Source organism: Veillonella sp. R32, assembly GCF_010093125.1.
Lineage (GTDB): Bacteria > Bacillota > Negativicutes > Veillonellales > Veillonellaceae > Veillonella_A.
In genome coordinates, this window is sequence record NZ_NMZQ01000025.1 from 43,354 (window position 1) to 57,906 (window position 14,553).

Consider the following 14,553-nt stretch of genomic DNA (forward strand, 5'->3'; position numbering starts at 1 on the left):
GAGGCTACAGTATGAAAGTAGATACACATGCACATGTATTTTCACCCAATTTACAGCTAGCTAATGATCGACGTTATGCTCCGACATATGAAGCGTATATTGAAGATTTTATAGCTAATTTTGAATCAAAAGGGTTAACCGCAGGGATGTTAATTCAACCAAGTTTTTTAGGCTTTGATAATAGTTTTATGATAGAGGCTATTAAAAAATATCCTAATAAGTTATATGGGGTAGCTGTTGTAAATACTGATATTACTTTAGAAGAGTTAGAGAAATTGTCAAAGTGTAATATTGTAGGGATACGGCTTAATTTGTATGCAAGAGAAATTCCAAATTTGCGTGAAGGAGAATGGCCTCGCATTTTGAAATATATAAAGCAATTAGGTTGGCATGTGGAACTTCATATTGATGCGGTGCAGCTACCACCATTAATTGATGCATTATTAGAAGCTGGGGTAAGAGTGGTTGTTGATCATTTTGGAAAGCCAACAAATGATATAGCGGTAGAGGATGAAGGATTTAAATATTTATTATCTGTTGGTCAAACTAAACAGGTATGGGTTAAAATATCAGCTGCGTATCGATTGAAGAGGGAGAAAAGTTTGGCAGAGAATGTAATAATTGCTAGAACTTTAATTCCTAAATTATTAGAGGCTTTTGGCCCTCAACGTTTATTGTGGGGGAGTGATTGGCCTCATACACAGTTTGAATCTACCATTACTTATGATAAAGTTTGGAGCGCATTTTGTGAGTTAATTCCCGAGGAAACTACTAGAACTATTATTTTAAGTGATAGTTTTTCGGAATTAATAAAAAAATAAGATGACTTATTATTCTAATTAGTTATCGATTTATCAATTTCAATATAACAACTGGTCATAGTAGTAATAAAAACAAGTATTGGTTGCTGATGTAATAAAGGTTTATAAGTACTCTTGAATACTACATTGTTATAGTGTGAGTAGATGGAAGGAGCTATCTTTTTGGAGCGATTTTGTGATAAAACACCATAACTATTATTTATTAGTCAAAAATTTTTGGGTTATTTTTTCTTGACTTTTATGTCTATTGTATTATGATATATGTCATACAGAGGAAGAAGTCCTGATTAAGAGGAGGAGAGACTTATGACATATTCATTTAACTTAGTAGACGTTGAGAAAAAATTAGCTTGTAATTATGCCGTATTACAGGGGATGCCAGTTCAAGAAATTGAAGAAAAAGTTATGGCTGATACGGATAGCTCTCATTATGATTTAGTTGAAATTGAAGGCCTTCACGAAGAATACAAGAAGGATTTAATGCATCGTTTTGTAGCTAAAAGTAGCGTCTTAATGTCTATTTTTGGCTAATAATATATAAGCTTTATAGTGCAACAAAGTCTTATAACGACATAAAGTCTTGTAACGTAACAACTTTATATAACTTTTATAACCTTCACTACGGATGGCTGTAAGCGGGCATAGTAACGTTTACAGCCATTTTTATATCTAATTATTTCGATTCTTTTATTAAGAGTTAATCCGTGTTATACTAAACTTATAAGCAGTGAAAGGAAGGATGTATATATATGAATATTACAACTAAAGATATTTTAGATGCTTTTAATTTTAGATATGCTTGTAAGAAATTTAATAAAAATAAGAAAATTTCAGAATCAGACTTTAATACTATTTTGGAGGTCGCTCGTTTATCGCCAAGCTCTTTTGGCTTTGAACCTTGGAAATTTTTAGTGATTGAGAACCAAGCCCTAAAAGACAAATTATTTCCTATCTCTTGGGGAGCTCAAAATAGTTTGAACGGAGCGAGTCACTTTGTTATTTTACTAGCTCGTAAAAAGATAGATACACTAGCTGATGCTCCTTACATTACACATATTATGAAAGACATTAAACATATGCCTCAAGACGTAATGGACATGATGCGTCAAGCATATAGCAATTTTCAGCAAAATGACTTCAATTTGCTAGAAAGCGATCGTGCTATTTATGATTGGGCGAGCAAACAAACGTATATTGCCCTAGCTAATATGATGACTACGGCGGCTATGTTGGGTATTGATTCGTGCCCTATTGAAGGCTTTAATAGTAAAGCGGTGGAAGAATTGTTAGCAGCCGAAGGTGTGTTAGATAGTGAGCATTTTGGCGTTTCTGTAATGGCGGGCTTTGGGTATCGTGATGAAGCACCTCATCGTGAAAAGACACGACAGGCCTTAGCAGATATTGTAACTTGGGTTAAATAATTGAAATACTTAAAATAATTAAAAAGGATGTAACCACTACATGAGACAGGTTCATGTAAGGTTACATCCTTTTTGATTAAAAGAATAATAACAGGCCCCCAATGCATACTAAGACTACACCTTGTATACGGTTTAATAGTCGTTGAGAGTTAGGCCCTTGATGTAAAAAGCCACGTAATTTGCCGGCGTATAAGGCAATGAGTGAGAATAAGATAAAAGCTTGTAAGCTAAAGGTAGCGCCTAAGAAGGCAATTGCTAGGCTGGGGTTTTCGCTGTTAGGGCTTACAAATTGCGGTAAGAAGGCTAAAAAGAATAGTAAAACCTTAGGGTTCAGGATATTCATAATTAAGCCTTTGCGATAAATGGCAAGGCCTGATTCGGCCGATGCTGTATGGATAGAGTTTGAATTGTTGGTTTGCGTATTTGTAGCTATTGTCGTTTCAGTTGCTTTAGTTTGCGATTCTGGAGCTATCATGGTTTTAGTTACCGCTTCAGTTGGTGCGGCGTCGGCTACCTTAGCAGTAAAGGCACCCCATGCTAGATAAAATAAATAGGCGGCACCTACGTATTTCAAGAGGGCAAAGGCCATGGGGGAGCTTTTTACTAAGGCGGCTACGCCAAGGATTACTAACGTGGTGTGAAAGATGATGCCCGACGCAAGACCGCCCGCTAAGGTGATACCGCTTTTGGCGCCGTTAGCGATGCTCTTGGCTAGTAAATATAGATTATCTGGTCCCGGTGCTAAGGTTAAGAGAATTGATGAAATGAGAAAATAAGGGAATAAAGTATAGTCCATAAGTTAACCTCTTTTAGTTGTATATCATATAGTTATATAGATGCCTGATTATATAGGTGTATAGGCGTATAGCGATATAGCTATATAGGCGCATAGTTATCATAGATATATAGCGCATAGTTCGCATAGATATATAGCAACATAGTTTACAACGTTTACAACGTGTAAGTTATTCTTGTATATAGGGTACAGTATATCACAAAAACGTGTGAGTTGCTTAAAATTATATCATATCGTTTCAGTAGGAAAAACTTGACAAGAAGACTCAATTATTCTACTATGAAAGCCAAAGAGATTGGAGGAGAATATATGGAATCAACAAAATCAACAACAAAGAGTAATGAAAATAAAACATCTACTAGCACGGTAGCAGCGGTTAAACGACTACAAAAAGAGTACGAAGGGGATATTATTGCGTGGCGTCGCTATTTACATCAATATCCTGAAGTAAGTTTTGAAGAACAGGCCACTACTAAATATTTAGCTGGTGAATTAGATAAATTAGGGATTCCTTACGAAATTAATCCTGAAAAAAATACCGGTATTGTAGCCTGGATTGAAGGGGCTAAACCAGGTAAAACTATTATGTTACGCGCTGATATTGATGCTCTTAATGTAACGGAGCAGACAGGCTGTGAGTTTACCTCTAAACATGAAGGTAAAATGCATGCTTGTGGTCATGATGCGCATATGGCGGTATTGTTAGGTGCTGCTAAGATGCTTAAAACATTGCAACAGGAAATTGAAGGGAAAGTATTCCTCGTATTCCAACCGGCTGAAGAAAGTGCGGAAGGTGCTGAATACATGAAGAAATTTGGCACTTGGTTTGCCGAAACCGATAGCGTTTTTGGTGGTCATATTTGGATTGATTTACCGGCTGGCAAGATATCGGTAGAAGCAGGGGAACGTATGGCTGCGGCCCTTGAAATTGCTATCGAAGTAGAAGGGAAAGCCGGCCATGGGGCGCAACCTCACTTAACGGTGGATGCTACGGTGGTAGCGTCGGCGATTGTGATGAATTTACAGACTATTGTGTCCCGTCATTTCAGTCCCTTAGACTCTGTGGTAGTAACGATTGGCAAAATGACCAGTGGGGATCGTTATAATGTTATTTCTGGCCGTGCTAAATTAGAAGGGACCGCCCGTTATTTTAAACATGCTGTTGGCGATGAGTTGAAAAAGGCCATGGGGCAGATGGTAGAAGAAACAGCTAAAGCATATGGCGCGACGGCTAAAGCTTCGTTCCGTCAGATGGTACCACCAACGATTAATAAGCCAGCGTGTTCCGAATTAGCACACCGTGTAGGGGCTGAATTAATCGGTGAAGAGAATGTGGTGCTTATGGAAAAAACAATGGCTGGCGAAGACTTTGCTTATTATTTAGAAGAAAAACCAGGTTGCTTTGCTTTCTTTGGCATTGCTAATCCAGAGCTTGATGCGGTTCATTCCCATCATAGTAACTTCTTTAAAATTGATGAATCAGCCTTGCCAATTGGGGCCGCCATGTATGCTCAATATGCTTTACAGTGGTTGAAGGAAAATAAAGATAAATAAAGAAAAATAAAGAAAAATAAAGATAAATAAAGATAAAATAAGACTATATGAAAAGAAGCCTTAGCATGACAGATTGTTAGCTAAGGCTTTTTTGTATTTACTCCACTTCTTCAGCTTTTCGTTTTTTATCTTCTTCAAGTTCTTCGTTTTGTTTTTTTATGGATTCTTCTTTTAACTGTGGATCTAAGTCGCGGTTGCGTATAATTTCAGCACTGAGCAAGATGGTTTGTACGGATAAGTTAATCCAAATGAAGAGAATCATAATGCCCACTAATGGTCCATAAGTAGCGGAGCCACCAGCGAAATTAGTAATGTAGAAACGATAGCCTACGGTGAGCAGTAGCCACAGGATAGTGGCTAATAGGCCACCAGCAAAGGAACGTTTCCAACTAAGGACTTTGCCTCTTTCGTGGCGTGGTGCAAAGTGATAAAAGAGCGTCAAGGAAATAGTAAAGGATACTAATGGCAACAAGGTAGTGACGGCGGAGGCTAAGCGGATGATTTCTTGGGGAATGCCAAAGAAATTGCCAAATAGTTGTAAGAAGGATTGGCCGTATACGGAAAGGACAAGTCCTAAGAACCCAGTAATGGCCCCAATGAAAGTAAAGAATAAAGCCTTGCCATAGGTTATAAAAATATTCTCTTCGTTATAATCGAGATGGAACATGGTATTCAGGGCATTGATTAAGGAGCGCGTACTAGCCGATAAGGTCCAAAAGGCCATGAGAATACCTACTGAAAATAAAGTATTGCTTTGATTTTGCGTCAAATCGTCAATTAAATCTGTTACGGTATGCTGTGATTCTGGTGGCAAGAGGGCCACTAATTGATTCAATACATCAGTATTGTGGTTTAAAAATACCGTAATTCCCGTTAAGGCAATAATGAGAAAGGGAACGATAGATAAAATAATATAATACGTTGTTTCTGCTGATAACCGCGAAATATTATGACGGCTATAGTCATTTAAAATGGTGCGACACCAATTGATGATAGACTTCATAGTCCATAACTCCTTAGTTACATTAAAACAAAGTGAATGACAAATAGGGATTCAATTCTTTATATCATATTTTTATATTTTTGTAAAAATAAAACCAGTAAAGCCTATTGAAAAAGTAGAATTATAAATAATACTTATTATTTTATTTTTAGCTATTGCTATTTAGGAATACTTATGATACTATTAATTCATAAGAAGCATTATAAATTGTTAGGCTTACAGAAAAATAGTTAGGCTAACAAAAATGAAGAGTAAAAGAGAGTGACTATGTATCTTCTAATTTACATAGTTAAGTGAGGCGAAACAATATGAAATATGATTTAGAAGTATTGAAACAGATTGCTCATGGATTGGCACAACAGTTTGGTGAAACCTGTGAAGTGGTCATTCACGATGTGAGAATCCCTGAAATGGAAGGCACTGTCGTTTGTATTGAGAATGGTACCATTTCCAATCGCAAATTAGGTGATGGTCCATCCCATGTGGTCTTGGAGGCACTTAAAAATGGGGGCAAAGATGTATCCGACCGTTATGGGTATTTAACGCGTACGAAAGATGGCCGTGTATTTCGATCGAGTACCATGTATATGCGTGATGAAAACGGTGATATTGCCTATGTTTTTGGCATTAATTCAGATATTACGAATCTCATTCATTTACAGCAGATGGTCAATCAAGTGACCGAGTCTGTAGGGGTACCTAATCAGTCAACGGCGGCTAAAGAGTCAGCGGGAGCGGAACGGATAACTACCAGTGTGGCTGATTTATTGGATGATTTGATTGAACAAGCGGTACAGCAGGTTGGTAAGCCCGCTCAATTAATGAATAAAGCAGAGCGCATTGAAGCGTTAAAATATTTGAACGATTCAGGGGCGTTTCTCATTTCAAAGGCGGCTGACAAAATTGGTGAGTATTTTGGAATTTCACGGTTCACCTTATATAGTGATTTGAACGCGATTAAAGAAAAAGACAAAGAAGAATAAACGGTAGTGATAGGGGTTAAGTAGTAGATACATTAGGCAGTAGATACATTAGGCAGTAGATACATTAGGTAGTAGATAAATTAGGTAGTAGATACATTGTGTAGGAGGGATTCGTATGGAGGCTATTAAATGGCAAGTGAATCACTTACCAAAGAGTGCGCAAGATAATTTAGAAATTATGTCCGTAGCAGAGGCGAAAAAGGCGAGAGCTTTTCATCAAAGTTTTCCCCAATATGCTGAAACGCCGTTAACCGCGTTACCAGAATTAGCCAAGTTTTGGGGCCTTGGTCATGTATTTGTGAAGGATGAATCGTATCGCTTTGGTTTAAATGCCTTTAAAGTCCTAGGCGGTGCATACTCTATGGTGAAGTATGTGGCTCAACAATTAGGTAAAGATGTATTAGATTTACCTTATGATGTGTTGACGTCTAAAGAATTACAAGCTCAGCTAGGGGATGTAACTTTTTTCACCGCTACGGATGGGAATCATGGTCGAGGCGTAGCGTGGGCGGCCCGTCAATTAGGGCAAAAAGCTGTTGTCTTTATGCCTAAGGGAACAACGCAGTCACGGTTAGAACATATTCAGCGTGAAGGCGCCACTGTAACAATCGAAGCGTTAAATTATGATGATTGTGTACGCAAAGCGGTAGCGGAAGCAGCAAAGGTTAAAAATGGTGTTGTGGTACAAGATACCGCTTGGGAGGGTTACGAAGAAGTACCAAGTTGGATTATGCAAGGCTATGGCACGATGGCCTTAGAAGCGGGCGAACAGTTAGTCAAAGAACAAGTTATGCCAACGCATATTTTCGTACAAGCTGGGGTAGGGTCTTTAGCAGGTGCGGTTACAGGATACTTTAGAAATTTATATAAAGAGGCACCACAACAACCGAAGATTATAGTGGTAGAAGCCCAAGCGGCGGATTGTTTGTACCAAGGTGCTGTAGCAGGTGATGGTAAACCACGTATAGTGGGGGGCGATTTACAAACGATTATGGCCGGTCTTGCTTGTGGGGAACCGAATACGATTAGTTGGGAAATTTTACGAAATCATGCAGATGTCTTTGTATCAGCACCTGATTGGGTAGCGCAGTGGGGGATGCGCATTAGTGCGGCCCCACTTAAAGGAGATACCTCTATCATTTCAGGGGAATCTGGCGCAGCACCACTAGGAACGGTGGCAGCCATTATGACTTGTCCTGAATATGAGGAATTGAAAGAAGCGCTAGGTCTTGATGGACAATCTCAAGTTCTTTGTTTCTCCACAGAAGGGGATACGGATCCTATTCGTTATAAAGATATTGTTTGGTACGGTAAATAATAGGCAAATAATAGGTAAATAATAGGTAAATAATAGGTATATAAGGAGGTTATTGGTATGGATTTTGAAGCAATTAAAAAAGCAGCGCAGGGATATGAAGCAGCTATGACAAAATGTTTGCGTGACATCGTGGCTATTCCAGGGGAAAGTGCTGATGAAAAAGGACATGCTGATCGAATTGCTGAAGAAATGCGCGCAGTCGGTTTTGATGAAGTTATCATCGATCCGCAAGGAAATGTGCTTGGCTATATGGGCACGGGTAAAACTTTAATTGCTTACGATGCGCATATTGATACCGTAGGGATTGGTAATCTTGAAAACTGGAAATTTGATCCTTATGAAGGCTATGAGTCGGCTACTGAAATTGGCGGTCGAGGTGTTTCCGACCAATTAGGTGGCATCGTTTCCGCCATTTATGGCGCTAAAATTATGAAAGACTTAGGTCTTTTAAATGATGCCTATAGAGTGTTAGTGACAGGTACCGTGCAAGAAGAAGACTGTGATGGCCTTTGTTGGGAATATATCATTAAAGAAAGCAATATTCGGCCAGAATTTGTTGTATCTACCGAACCAACAGATGGGGGGATTTATCGCGGGCAACGAGGACGCATGGAAATTCGTGTCGATGTAAAAGGCGTTTCCTGTCATGGGTCAGCCCCCGAACGTGGTGATAATGCCATCTATAAAATGGCTGATATTTTACAAGATATTCGTGCACTCAATGAAAATGATGCAGCGGCGGATACTAAGATTAAAGGCCTCGTTAAAATGCTAGACAAAGAATATAACGAACAATGGGAAGAAGCACAGTTCTTAGGGCGTGGCACTGTTACTTGCTCGGAAATCTTCTTTACGTCCCCAAGTCGCTGTGCCGTAGCTGATTCGTGTGCAATATCCTTAGATCGTCGTATGACAGCTGGTGAAACTTGGGAAAGTTGCTTAGATGAAATTCGGGCCTTGCCAGCGGTTCAAAAATATGGTGAAGATGTAACTGTATCTATGTATCAATATGATCGCCCATCCTATACTGGGCTAGTATATCCTATCGAATGTTATTTCCCAACTTGGGTTATTCCTAAAGACCATAAAGTAACGGTAGCACTAGAAGAAGCCTACAAAGGTCTGTATGGCACCGAGCGAATTGGCGATAGCACAACCTTGGCTATGCGCAAAGCACGGCCACTTACGGATAAGTGGACATTCTCTACTAATGGGGTATCCATCATGGGGCGCAATGGCATTCCCTGCATCGGTTTTGGCCCGGGGGCAGAAGCACAGGCTCATGCACCGAATGAAATGACTTGGAAACAAGATTTAGTAACTTGCGCCGCTGTGTATGCAGCCTTACCAACTATGTATTGTAAATAATAGAAAGGGATAGAACCATGGCAGATTTCAAACAAGCAATAGACGCATTAGAACAATTAGATTGCAAAGGCATGTATGGCGAGGATTTTTTCTTAACTTGGGAAAAATCCGATGATGAATTAAAAGCGGTGTGGGCTGTGGCTGATGCGCTAAGGGCATTACGGGAACAGAATATTTCAACCAAGGTCTTTGACAGTGGTCTTGGAATCTCCCTATTCCGTGATAATTCGACGCGTACACGGTTCTCCTTTGCATCGGCTTGTAATCTTCTAGGCCTTGAAGTACAAGATTTAGATGAAGGCAAATCGCAGATTGCCCATGGTGAAACGGTTCGTGAAACGGCCAATATGGTATCTTTTATGGCTGATGTAATCGGCATTCGTGATGATATGTACATCGGTAAAGGCAATGCTTATATGCATGCGGTAGCTGATGCGGTTACAGAAGGTCATGAAGATGGTGTCTTAGAACAGCGTCCGAATTTAGTTAATTTACAATGTGATATTGACCATCCAACGCAGGCCATGGCCGATGCGGCGCATATTATTCATGAATTTGGTGGCATTGAAAATTTAAAAGGCAAAAAAGTAGCTATGACTTGGGCTTATTCACCATCTTATGGTAAACCATTATCGGTGCCACAAGGGATTATCGGCTTATTCACACGCCTTGGTATGGAGGTAGTGTTAGCTCATCCAGAAGGGTATGAAGTAATGCCAGAAGTAGAAGAAGTAGCGAAGCAAAATGCCAAGGCATCTGGTGGCTCTTTCAAACGGACTAATGACATGAAAGAAGCTTTTAAAGACGCAGACATTGTATATCCAAAGAGCTGGGCTCCTTTTGCTGCCATGGAAAAACGGACCAATTTATATGGCGAAGGCGACTTTGCAGGGATTGATACCTTAGAAAAAGAATTATTAGCACAGAATGCAGAGCATGTAGATTGGGCTTGTACGGAAGATATGATGAAACTTACGAAAGGCGGTAAGGCCTTATATCTCCATTGCTTGCCAGCCGATATTACCGGCGTAAGCTGTGAAACTGGGGAAGTGGATGCGTCCGTATTTGATCGGTATCGTGTGCCTTTATATAAAGAAGCTAGTTATAAACCCTATGTAATTGCAGCTATGATTTTCTTAAGCAAATTTGAAAATCCAGTAGCTCGTTTAAAAGCATTAGCAGATGCAGGCAAAGAACGCCTCGCTAAATAGTATTCATGAGGTATGAATTATGGCAAAACGTGCAGTCATTGCCTTAGGTGGCAATGCGTTGGGCAATACCCTGCCGGAACAGATGATAGCAGTAAAGGGCACGTCCAAGATTATAGTAGATTTAGTAGAGCTAGGCTATGAAGTGGTAGTTACCCATGGCAATGGTCCTCAAGTGGGGATGATTAATAATGCTATGGCCGCTTTATCACGAGAGAATTCTAAACAGCCTAACACGCCTTTATCTGTGTGTGTGGCAATGAGCCAAGCTTATATAGGATATGACTTACAAAATGCGTTGCGCGAAGAATTATTGAATCGTGGGATTACTAATTTAGCCGTATCTACCATGGTAACGCAGGTGCGGGTGGATGAAAATGATCCTGGTTTTAAGAATCCTACGAAGCCTATCGGTCATTTCATGAGCGAAGCGGAAGCGCGCTATGCAGAAGAACATTATGATTATAAATGTGTAGAAGATGCTGGTCGTGGCTGGCGCCGTGTAGTGGCGTCACCGGCGCCTGTAGAAATCGTTGAATTAGAAGCGATTAAACAGCTTGTAGGGAAGCAACTCGTCATTTGCTGTGGCGGCGGGGGAATTCCAGTGGTGAAAAAAGATAATCACCTTAGTGGTGCCTCAGCCGTAATTGATAAAGATTGGACTAGCAGTGTATTAGCGCAGGCCATTGAGGCCGATGTATTCATCATATTAACGGCAGTGGAAAAAGTAGCGATTCACTTTGGTAAACCAGAGGAGCAATGGCTAGATGAAATGACGGTGGCAGAAGCGAAAGCCTATGCGTTAGCAGGTGAATTTGCAGCTGGATCCATGCTACCTAAGGTGGAAGCAGCGATTGATTTTGCTGATAGTAAACCAGGTCGTGTGGCCATTATTACCTTATTAGAAAAAGCTCGTGAAGGGATTGAAGGTAAAACGGGCACCCGTATTCATAAATAGAAAGGAGGGCTCCTTATGATTCTCCTCGGTGAAGGTACGGTTATTACACGCAATCCGGCGCAACCCTTTATAACACGAGGCGCCGTGGTGATGGAGGGCACTCAGATTGTAGCGGTGGGCGCGTATGATACCTTGCGCCAACAGTATCCAACGGCGACGCAGATTAAGGCTCATGGCAAGCTGATTATGCCCGCTTTTATTAATGCTCATCATCATATTTATTCTGCCTTGGCTCGTGGTTTGAGTCTGCCTAATTACGATCCAAGCAATTTTAATGATATATTAGAAGGCTTATGGTTTTATTTAGATAGTCAATTAACCCGTGAATCCGTGTGGGCTAGTGCAGTAGCAACCTATATAGAATGCATTGAGAATGGCGTTACTTCTATTTTTGATCATCATGCAAGCTATGGTGAAACGGAAGGAAGCCTTAGCGTTATTGCTGATGTGGCTAAACAACTGGGTGTACGTTCTTGCCTATGTTATGAAGTGAGTGATCGCCATGGCCGTGAGGCTATGGAAGCAGCGGTGGCTGAAAATGTCCGCTTTGGTAAAGAAATAGGCGCATCATGTCGTAATGGAGCACTACAGACAGGAGCCAAAGTAGCACCTAGCCATACGGAATCGTCGGCCATAGAATTAGCCGCTATGTTTGGACTCCATGCATCGTTTACCTTAAGCCCTGCAACACTAGCTTATGTGCGTGAGCAAAATGTAGATAAGTTAGGCTATCATATCCATATTGCAGAAGGCCTTAGCGATGAAACGGATAGTATTACTAAATATAAGAAGCGCACCGTAGAACGCTTATATGACGAAGGCATTTTAGGGCCTAATACCATAGCGGGTCACTGTATTCACATTGATGAAGCGGAGCTAGCACGGCTTCGTGAAACGGACACGTTGGTGGTTCATAATCCAGAAAGTAATATGGGCAATGCCGTAGGGGCACCCGATATATTAGCTTTGTATCAAGCGGGTATCCGCCTTTGTTTAGGCACCGATGGTTATACCAGTGACATGTTGGAGTCCTATAAAGTAGCGAATTGTCTAGTAAAACATCGCAGTGGTTTGCCTAATCAAGGTTGGGTAGAAGTGCCTACCATGTTATTTGACAATAACCGTAAATTAGTGGAACAATTCTTTGGTATTTCCGTAGGACAATTGCGACCAGGAGCGGTAGCCGATGTTATCGTTATGGATTATGAACCAACGACGCCACTGACAGCGGCTAATACTAATGGTCATCTTCTCTTTGGTGCTAATGGTGGTCATGTTATTACCACTATCAGCAATGGGGTAGTTCGTTATCAGGATCGACAGTGGCAAGGCATTGATAAAGCTAAATTGTTAGCAGATGTTCGCGAAGTGGCTAGTCAATTATGGCAAAGGAGTGTGTCCTCATGAGCGATTGTATGTATCCCGTAAGTTTTGAAACGCTAATGGAACATATTTTGCGAGAATATGAGCAACATCAGCGCATTTATAATGTAACAAACGTTCATCAGTATACAGGTACTGACCGATTAACTTTATTTGGTAAACAATTAGAGAACCCCTTAGGGCCAGCAGCAGGGCCACATACTCAATTGGCACAAAATATAGTAGCAGCCTATGTAGGGGGCGCTCGTTTCATAGAATTAAAGACTGTCCAAACGATGTATGGGGAAGATCTAGGTATCCCAAGACCTTGTATTTACTCCAATGATGAGTCATATAATGTGGAATGGTCTGCTGAGTTTCGGGCCGATGAGGCGATGGCTGAATATATTAAAGCGTGGGTGGCTATAAAATTACTTAGCAAGGAGCTGGGGCTTGGAGATCCTAATGGTTTTATTTTCAATATGAGCGTGGGCTATAACCTAGCAGGCATTCAAGATCCTTTGATTGATTCATTTATTGAAAACTTAAAAGATGCTAGCCAGACTAGCACGTGGCAAGTATGTAAGCAATGGGCTCTCGATAATTTAGCTCGTTTTAAACACATCGATGAAGCCTATGTAACGCAGTTAGATGCCCATATTTGTCAGTCTATTACCTTATCGACGATGCACGGCTGTCCGGCCAATGAAATTGAAGCAATTTGTTCTTATTTATTGAAAGAAAAGGGCTTAAATCTATATCTCAAGTGTAATCCTACTTTGTTAGGCTATGACCGAGTTCGTCGATTGTTGGATGACACTGGTTTTGACTATGTTGTATTTGATAAACATCAGTTTGAAGTAGACCCGACGATGGCTACGGCTGTTCCGATGATTCAACGGTTACAGGCCTTAGGCGAAGCGTGTGGTAAACAATTTGGGGTAAAATTAACGAATACTTTCCCCGTTCAAATACAATCAGCGGAATTGCCTGGTGAGCAAATGTATATGGCGGGCAAGGCTTTATTGCCACTGACTATTACCTTAGCGGCGGAATTAAGTGAGGCCTTAGCTGGTAAATTAGCCATTTCCTATAGTGGTGGTGCCGATATGAAGACCATTAAGGAGATTTTCAGTGCCGGCATTTGGCCAGTTACAGTCTGTACGACCTTGTTACAAGGGGCGGGCTATGATCAGTTAGGGGGCTTAGCAAAACAAGTAGAGGCCGTGCCGTATGAGGCAGTTCAAGAATTACAAGTGGCGCAGATTAAAGCCTTAGCCGCGAAAGTAGCGACTTCGGAAAGTTTACATAAAACGGCGGCTATGCGTCTAAAACGGGAAAAACAACCGGGGTTTCAAGGGGCACGCAGTGAAGACTATCATTGTCGCGTAACGTGTGGCAATTGTGTGCGAGTTTGCCCAAATCGAACGAATGAAATGTTAGAAGTAAATGGTGAAAAGTTGATTATTCATATAGATGAGTCTTGTAATGAATGTGGTAACTGTGCCTGCAATTGTATTGAACCGTGCCAGCCTTATAAAGATCGCCTTACCTATTTCTTAGATGCAGAGCGTTTAGGCGCTAGTACCAATGATGGCTTTTATAAAGTAGGTAATCAGTGGGGTTATCGGTTCCAAGGTGCGGAAGCTGTTAGTGAATTAGCCGATTTGCCAGCACCATTACAAACTATCGTAAGTACGTTTATTAAAGAATTGCCGTATTATATATAGTCCCTCAGGTGATTGAGAAGGGAGGGCTGGC

At 40.7% G+C, this 14,553-nt stretch carries 13 protein-coding genes; 11 read left to right on the forward strand and 2 right to left on the reverse strand.

What is annotated here, in order from left to right; all coding sequences use genetic code 11:
- The first annotated feature begins 11 nt into the window (after nucleotides 1–11).
- From VER_RS06120 to VER_RS06130, 3 genes are all read left to right on the forward strand, one after another.
- The gene (locus tag VER_RS06120) at nucleotides 12–821 is read left to right on the forward strand and encodes an amidohydrolase (RefSeq protein WP_162099985.1); all 810 of its coding nucleotides are present in this window, start codon (nucleotides 12–14) and stop codon (nucleotides 819–821) included.
- 306 nt (nucleotides 822–1,127) lie between these two features.
- Nucleotides 1,128–1,352 (forward strand): hypothetical protein, encoded by a 225-nt coding sequence (locus tag VER_RS06125; protein ID WP_162099986.1) that lies wholly within the window; start codon nucleotides 1,128–1,130, stop codon nucleotides 1,350–1,352.
- A 218-nt stretch (nucleotides 1,353–1,570) separates the two neighbouring features.
- Complete coding sequence (locus tag VER_RS06130) at nucleotides 1,571–2,242, forward strand: NAD(P)H-dependent oxidoreductase (RefSeq protein WP_162099987.1); 672 nt, start codon at nucleotides 1,571–1,573, stop codon at nucleotides 2,240–2,242.
- A 76-nt stretch (nucleotides 2,243–2,318) separates the two neighbouring features.
- Here VER_RS06130 and VER_RS06135 read toward each other — a convergent pair whose 3' ends face one another.
- A complete protein-coding gene (locus tag VER_RS06135) occupies nucleotides 2,319–3,038 on the reverse strand; it encodes a LysE family translocator (RefSeq protein ID WP_162099988.1) in 720 nt (239 codons plus the stop codon).
- Between the two features lie 309 nt (nucleotides 3,039–3,347).
- Between VER_RS06135 and VER_RS06140 the strand changes: the two genes are divergently transcribed.
- On the forward strand, nucleotides 3,348–4,592 hold the full coding sequence (locus VER_RS06140; RefSeq protein ID WP_162099989.1) for a M20 family metallopeptidase: 1,245 nt from the start codon (nucleotides 3,348–3,350) through the stop codon (nucleotides 4,590–4,592).
- Between the two features lie 97 nt (nucleotides 4,593–4,689).
- On the opposite strand, the gene VER_RS06145 is transcribed toward VER_RS06140, so the two are convergent.
- Nucleotides 4,690–5,595 (reverse strand): YihY/virulence factor BrkB family protein, encoded by a 906-nt coding sequence (locus VER_RS06145; RefSeq protein WP_162099990.1) that lies wholly within the window; start codon nucleotides 5,593–5,595, stop codon nucleotides 4,690–4,692.
- A gap of 308 nt (nucleotides 5,596–5,903) precedes the next feature.
- Between VER_RS06145 and VER_RS06150 the strand changes: the two genes are divergently transcribed.
- The 7 genes from VER_RS06150 (at nucleotide 5,904) to VER_RS06180 (ending at nucleotide 14,522) form a co-directional block, all read left to right on the forward strand.
- Nucleotides 5,904–6,578 (forward strand): transcriptional regulator, encoded by a 675-nt coding sequence (locus VER_RS06150; protein ID WP_162099991.1) that lies wholly within the window; start codon nucleotides 5,904–5,906, stop codon nucleotides 6,576–6,578.
- A 115-nt stretch (nucleotides 6,579–6,693) separates the two neighbouring features.
- Nucleotides 6,694–7,896, forward strand: coding sequence for a diaminopropionate ammonia-lyase (dpaL, locus tag VER_RS06155; protein WP_162099992.1), 1,203 nt, complete (start codon nucleotides 6,694–6,696; stop codon nucleotides 7,894–7,896).
- A 57-nt stretch (nucleotides 7,897–7,953) separates the two neighbouring features.
- Nucleotides 7,954–9,264, forward strand: a complete 1,311-nt coding sequence (locus tag VER_RS06160; RefSeq protein WP_162099993.1) for a YgeY family selenium metabolism-linked hydrolase — start codon at nucleotides 7,954–7,956, stop codon at nucleotides 9,262–9,264.
- 17 nt (nucleotides 9,265–9,281) lie between these two features.
- Nucleotides 9,282–10,475: a knotted carbamoyltransferase YgeW gene (gene ygeW, locus VER_RS06165; protein WP_162099994.1), complete on the forward strand. Its 1,194-nt coding sequence runs from the start codon at nucleotides 9,282–9,284 to the stop codon at nucleotides 10,473–10,475.
- A gap of 19 nt (nucleotides 10,476–10,494) precedes the next feature.
- The gene (arcC, locus tag VER_RS06170) at nucleotides 10,495–11,430 is read left to right on the forward strand and encodes a carbamate kinase (protein ID WP_162099995.1); all 936 of its coding nucleotides are present in this window, start codon (nucleotides 10,495–10,497) and stop codon (nucleotides 11,428–11,430) included.
- A 15-nt stretch (nucleotides 11,431–11,445) separates the two neighbouring features.
- A complete protein-coding gene (gene ssnA, locus VER_RS06175) occupies nucleotides 11,446–12,837 on the forward strand; it encodes a putative aminohydrolase SsnA (RefSeq protein WP_162099996.1) in 1,392 nt (463 codons plus the stop codon).
- Nucleotides 12,834–14,522 carry a selenate reductase gene (locus VER_RS06180; RefSeq protein ID WP_162099997.1) on the forward strand — a complete coding sequence of 563 codons (1,689 nt, stop codon included), beginning with the start codon at nucleotides 12,834–12,836 and terminating at the stop codon, nucleotides 14,520–14,522. Before ssnA ends, VER_RS06180 begins: the two co-directional genes overlap by 4 nt.
- Nucleotides 14,523–14,553: the final 31 nt, after the last annotated feature.

Excerpts from the sequence above, each read along its gene's own strand:
- ssnA (WP_162099996.1), top strand. The coding sequence starts at position 11,446 with ATGATTCTCCTCGGTGAAGGTACGGTTATTACACGCAATCCGGCGCAA.
- VER_RS06180 (WP_162099997.1), top strand. The coding sequence starts at position 12,834 with ATGAGCGATTGTATGTATCCCGTAAGTTTTGAAACGCTAATGGAACAT.
- VER_RS06150 (WP_162099991.1), top strand. The coding sequence starts at position 5,904 with ATGAAATATGATTTAGAAGTATTGAAACAGATTGCTCATGGATTGGCA.
- VER_RS06160 (WP_162099993.1), top strand. The coding sequence starts at position 7,954 with ATGGATTTTGAAGCAATTAAAAAAGCAGCGCAGGGATATGAAGCAGCT.
- VER_RS06135 (WP_162099988.1), bottom strand. The coding sequence starts at position 3,038 with ATGGACTATACTTTATTCCCTTATTTTCTCATTTCATCAATTCTCTTA.
- VER_RS06145 (WP_162099990.1), bottom strand. The coding sequence starts at position 5,595 with ATGAAGTCTATCATCAATTGGTGTCGCACCATTTTAAATGACTATAGC.
- dpaL (WP_162099992.1), top strand. The coding sequence starts at position 6,694 with ATGGAGGCTATTAAATGGCAAGTGAATCACTTACCAAAGAGTGCGCAA.
- VER_RS06125 (WP_162099986.1), top strand. The coding sequence starts at position 1,128 with ATGACATATTCATTTAACTTAGTAGACGTTGAGAAAAAATTAGCTTGT.
- ygeW (WP_162099994.1), top strand. The coding sequence starts at position 9,282 with ATGGCAGATTTCAAACAAGCAATAGACGCATTAGAACAATTAGATTGC.
- VER_RS06120 (WP_162099985.1), top strand. The coding sequence starts at position 12 with ATGAAAGTAGATACACATGCACATGTATTTTCACCCAATTTACAGCTA.
- arcC (WP_162099995.1), top strand. The coding sequence starts at position 10,495 with ATGGCAAAACGTGCAGTCATTGCCTTAGGTGGCAATGCGTTGGGCAAT.
- VER_RS06130 (WP_162099987.1), top strand. The coding sequence starts at position 1,571 with ATGAATATTACAACTAAAGATATTTTAGATGCTTTTAATTTTAGATAT.
- VER_RS06140 (WP_162099989.1), top strand. The coding sequence starts at position 3,348 with ATGGAATCAACAAAATCAACAACAAAGAGTAATGAAAATAAAACATCT.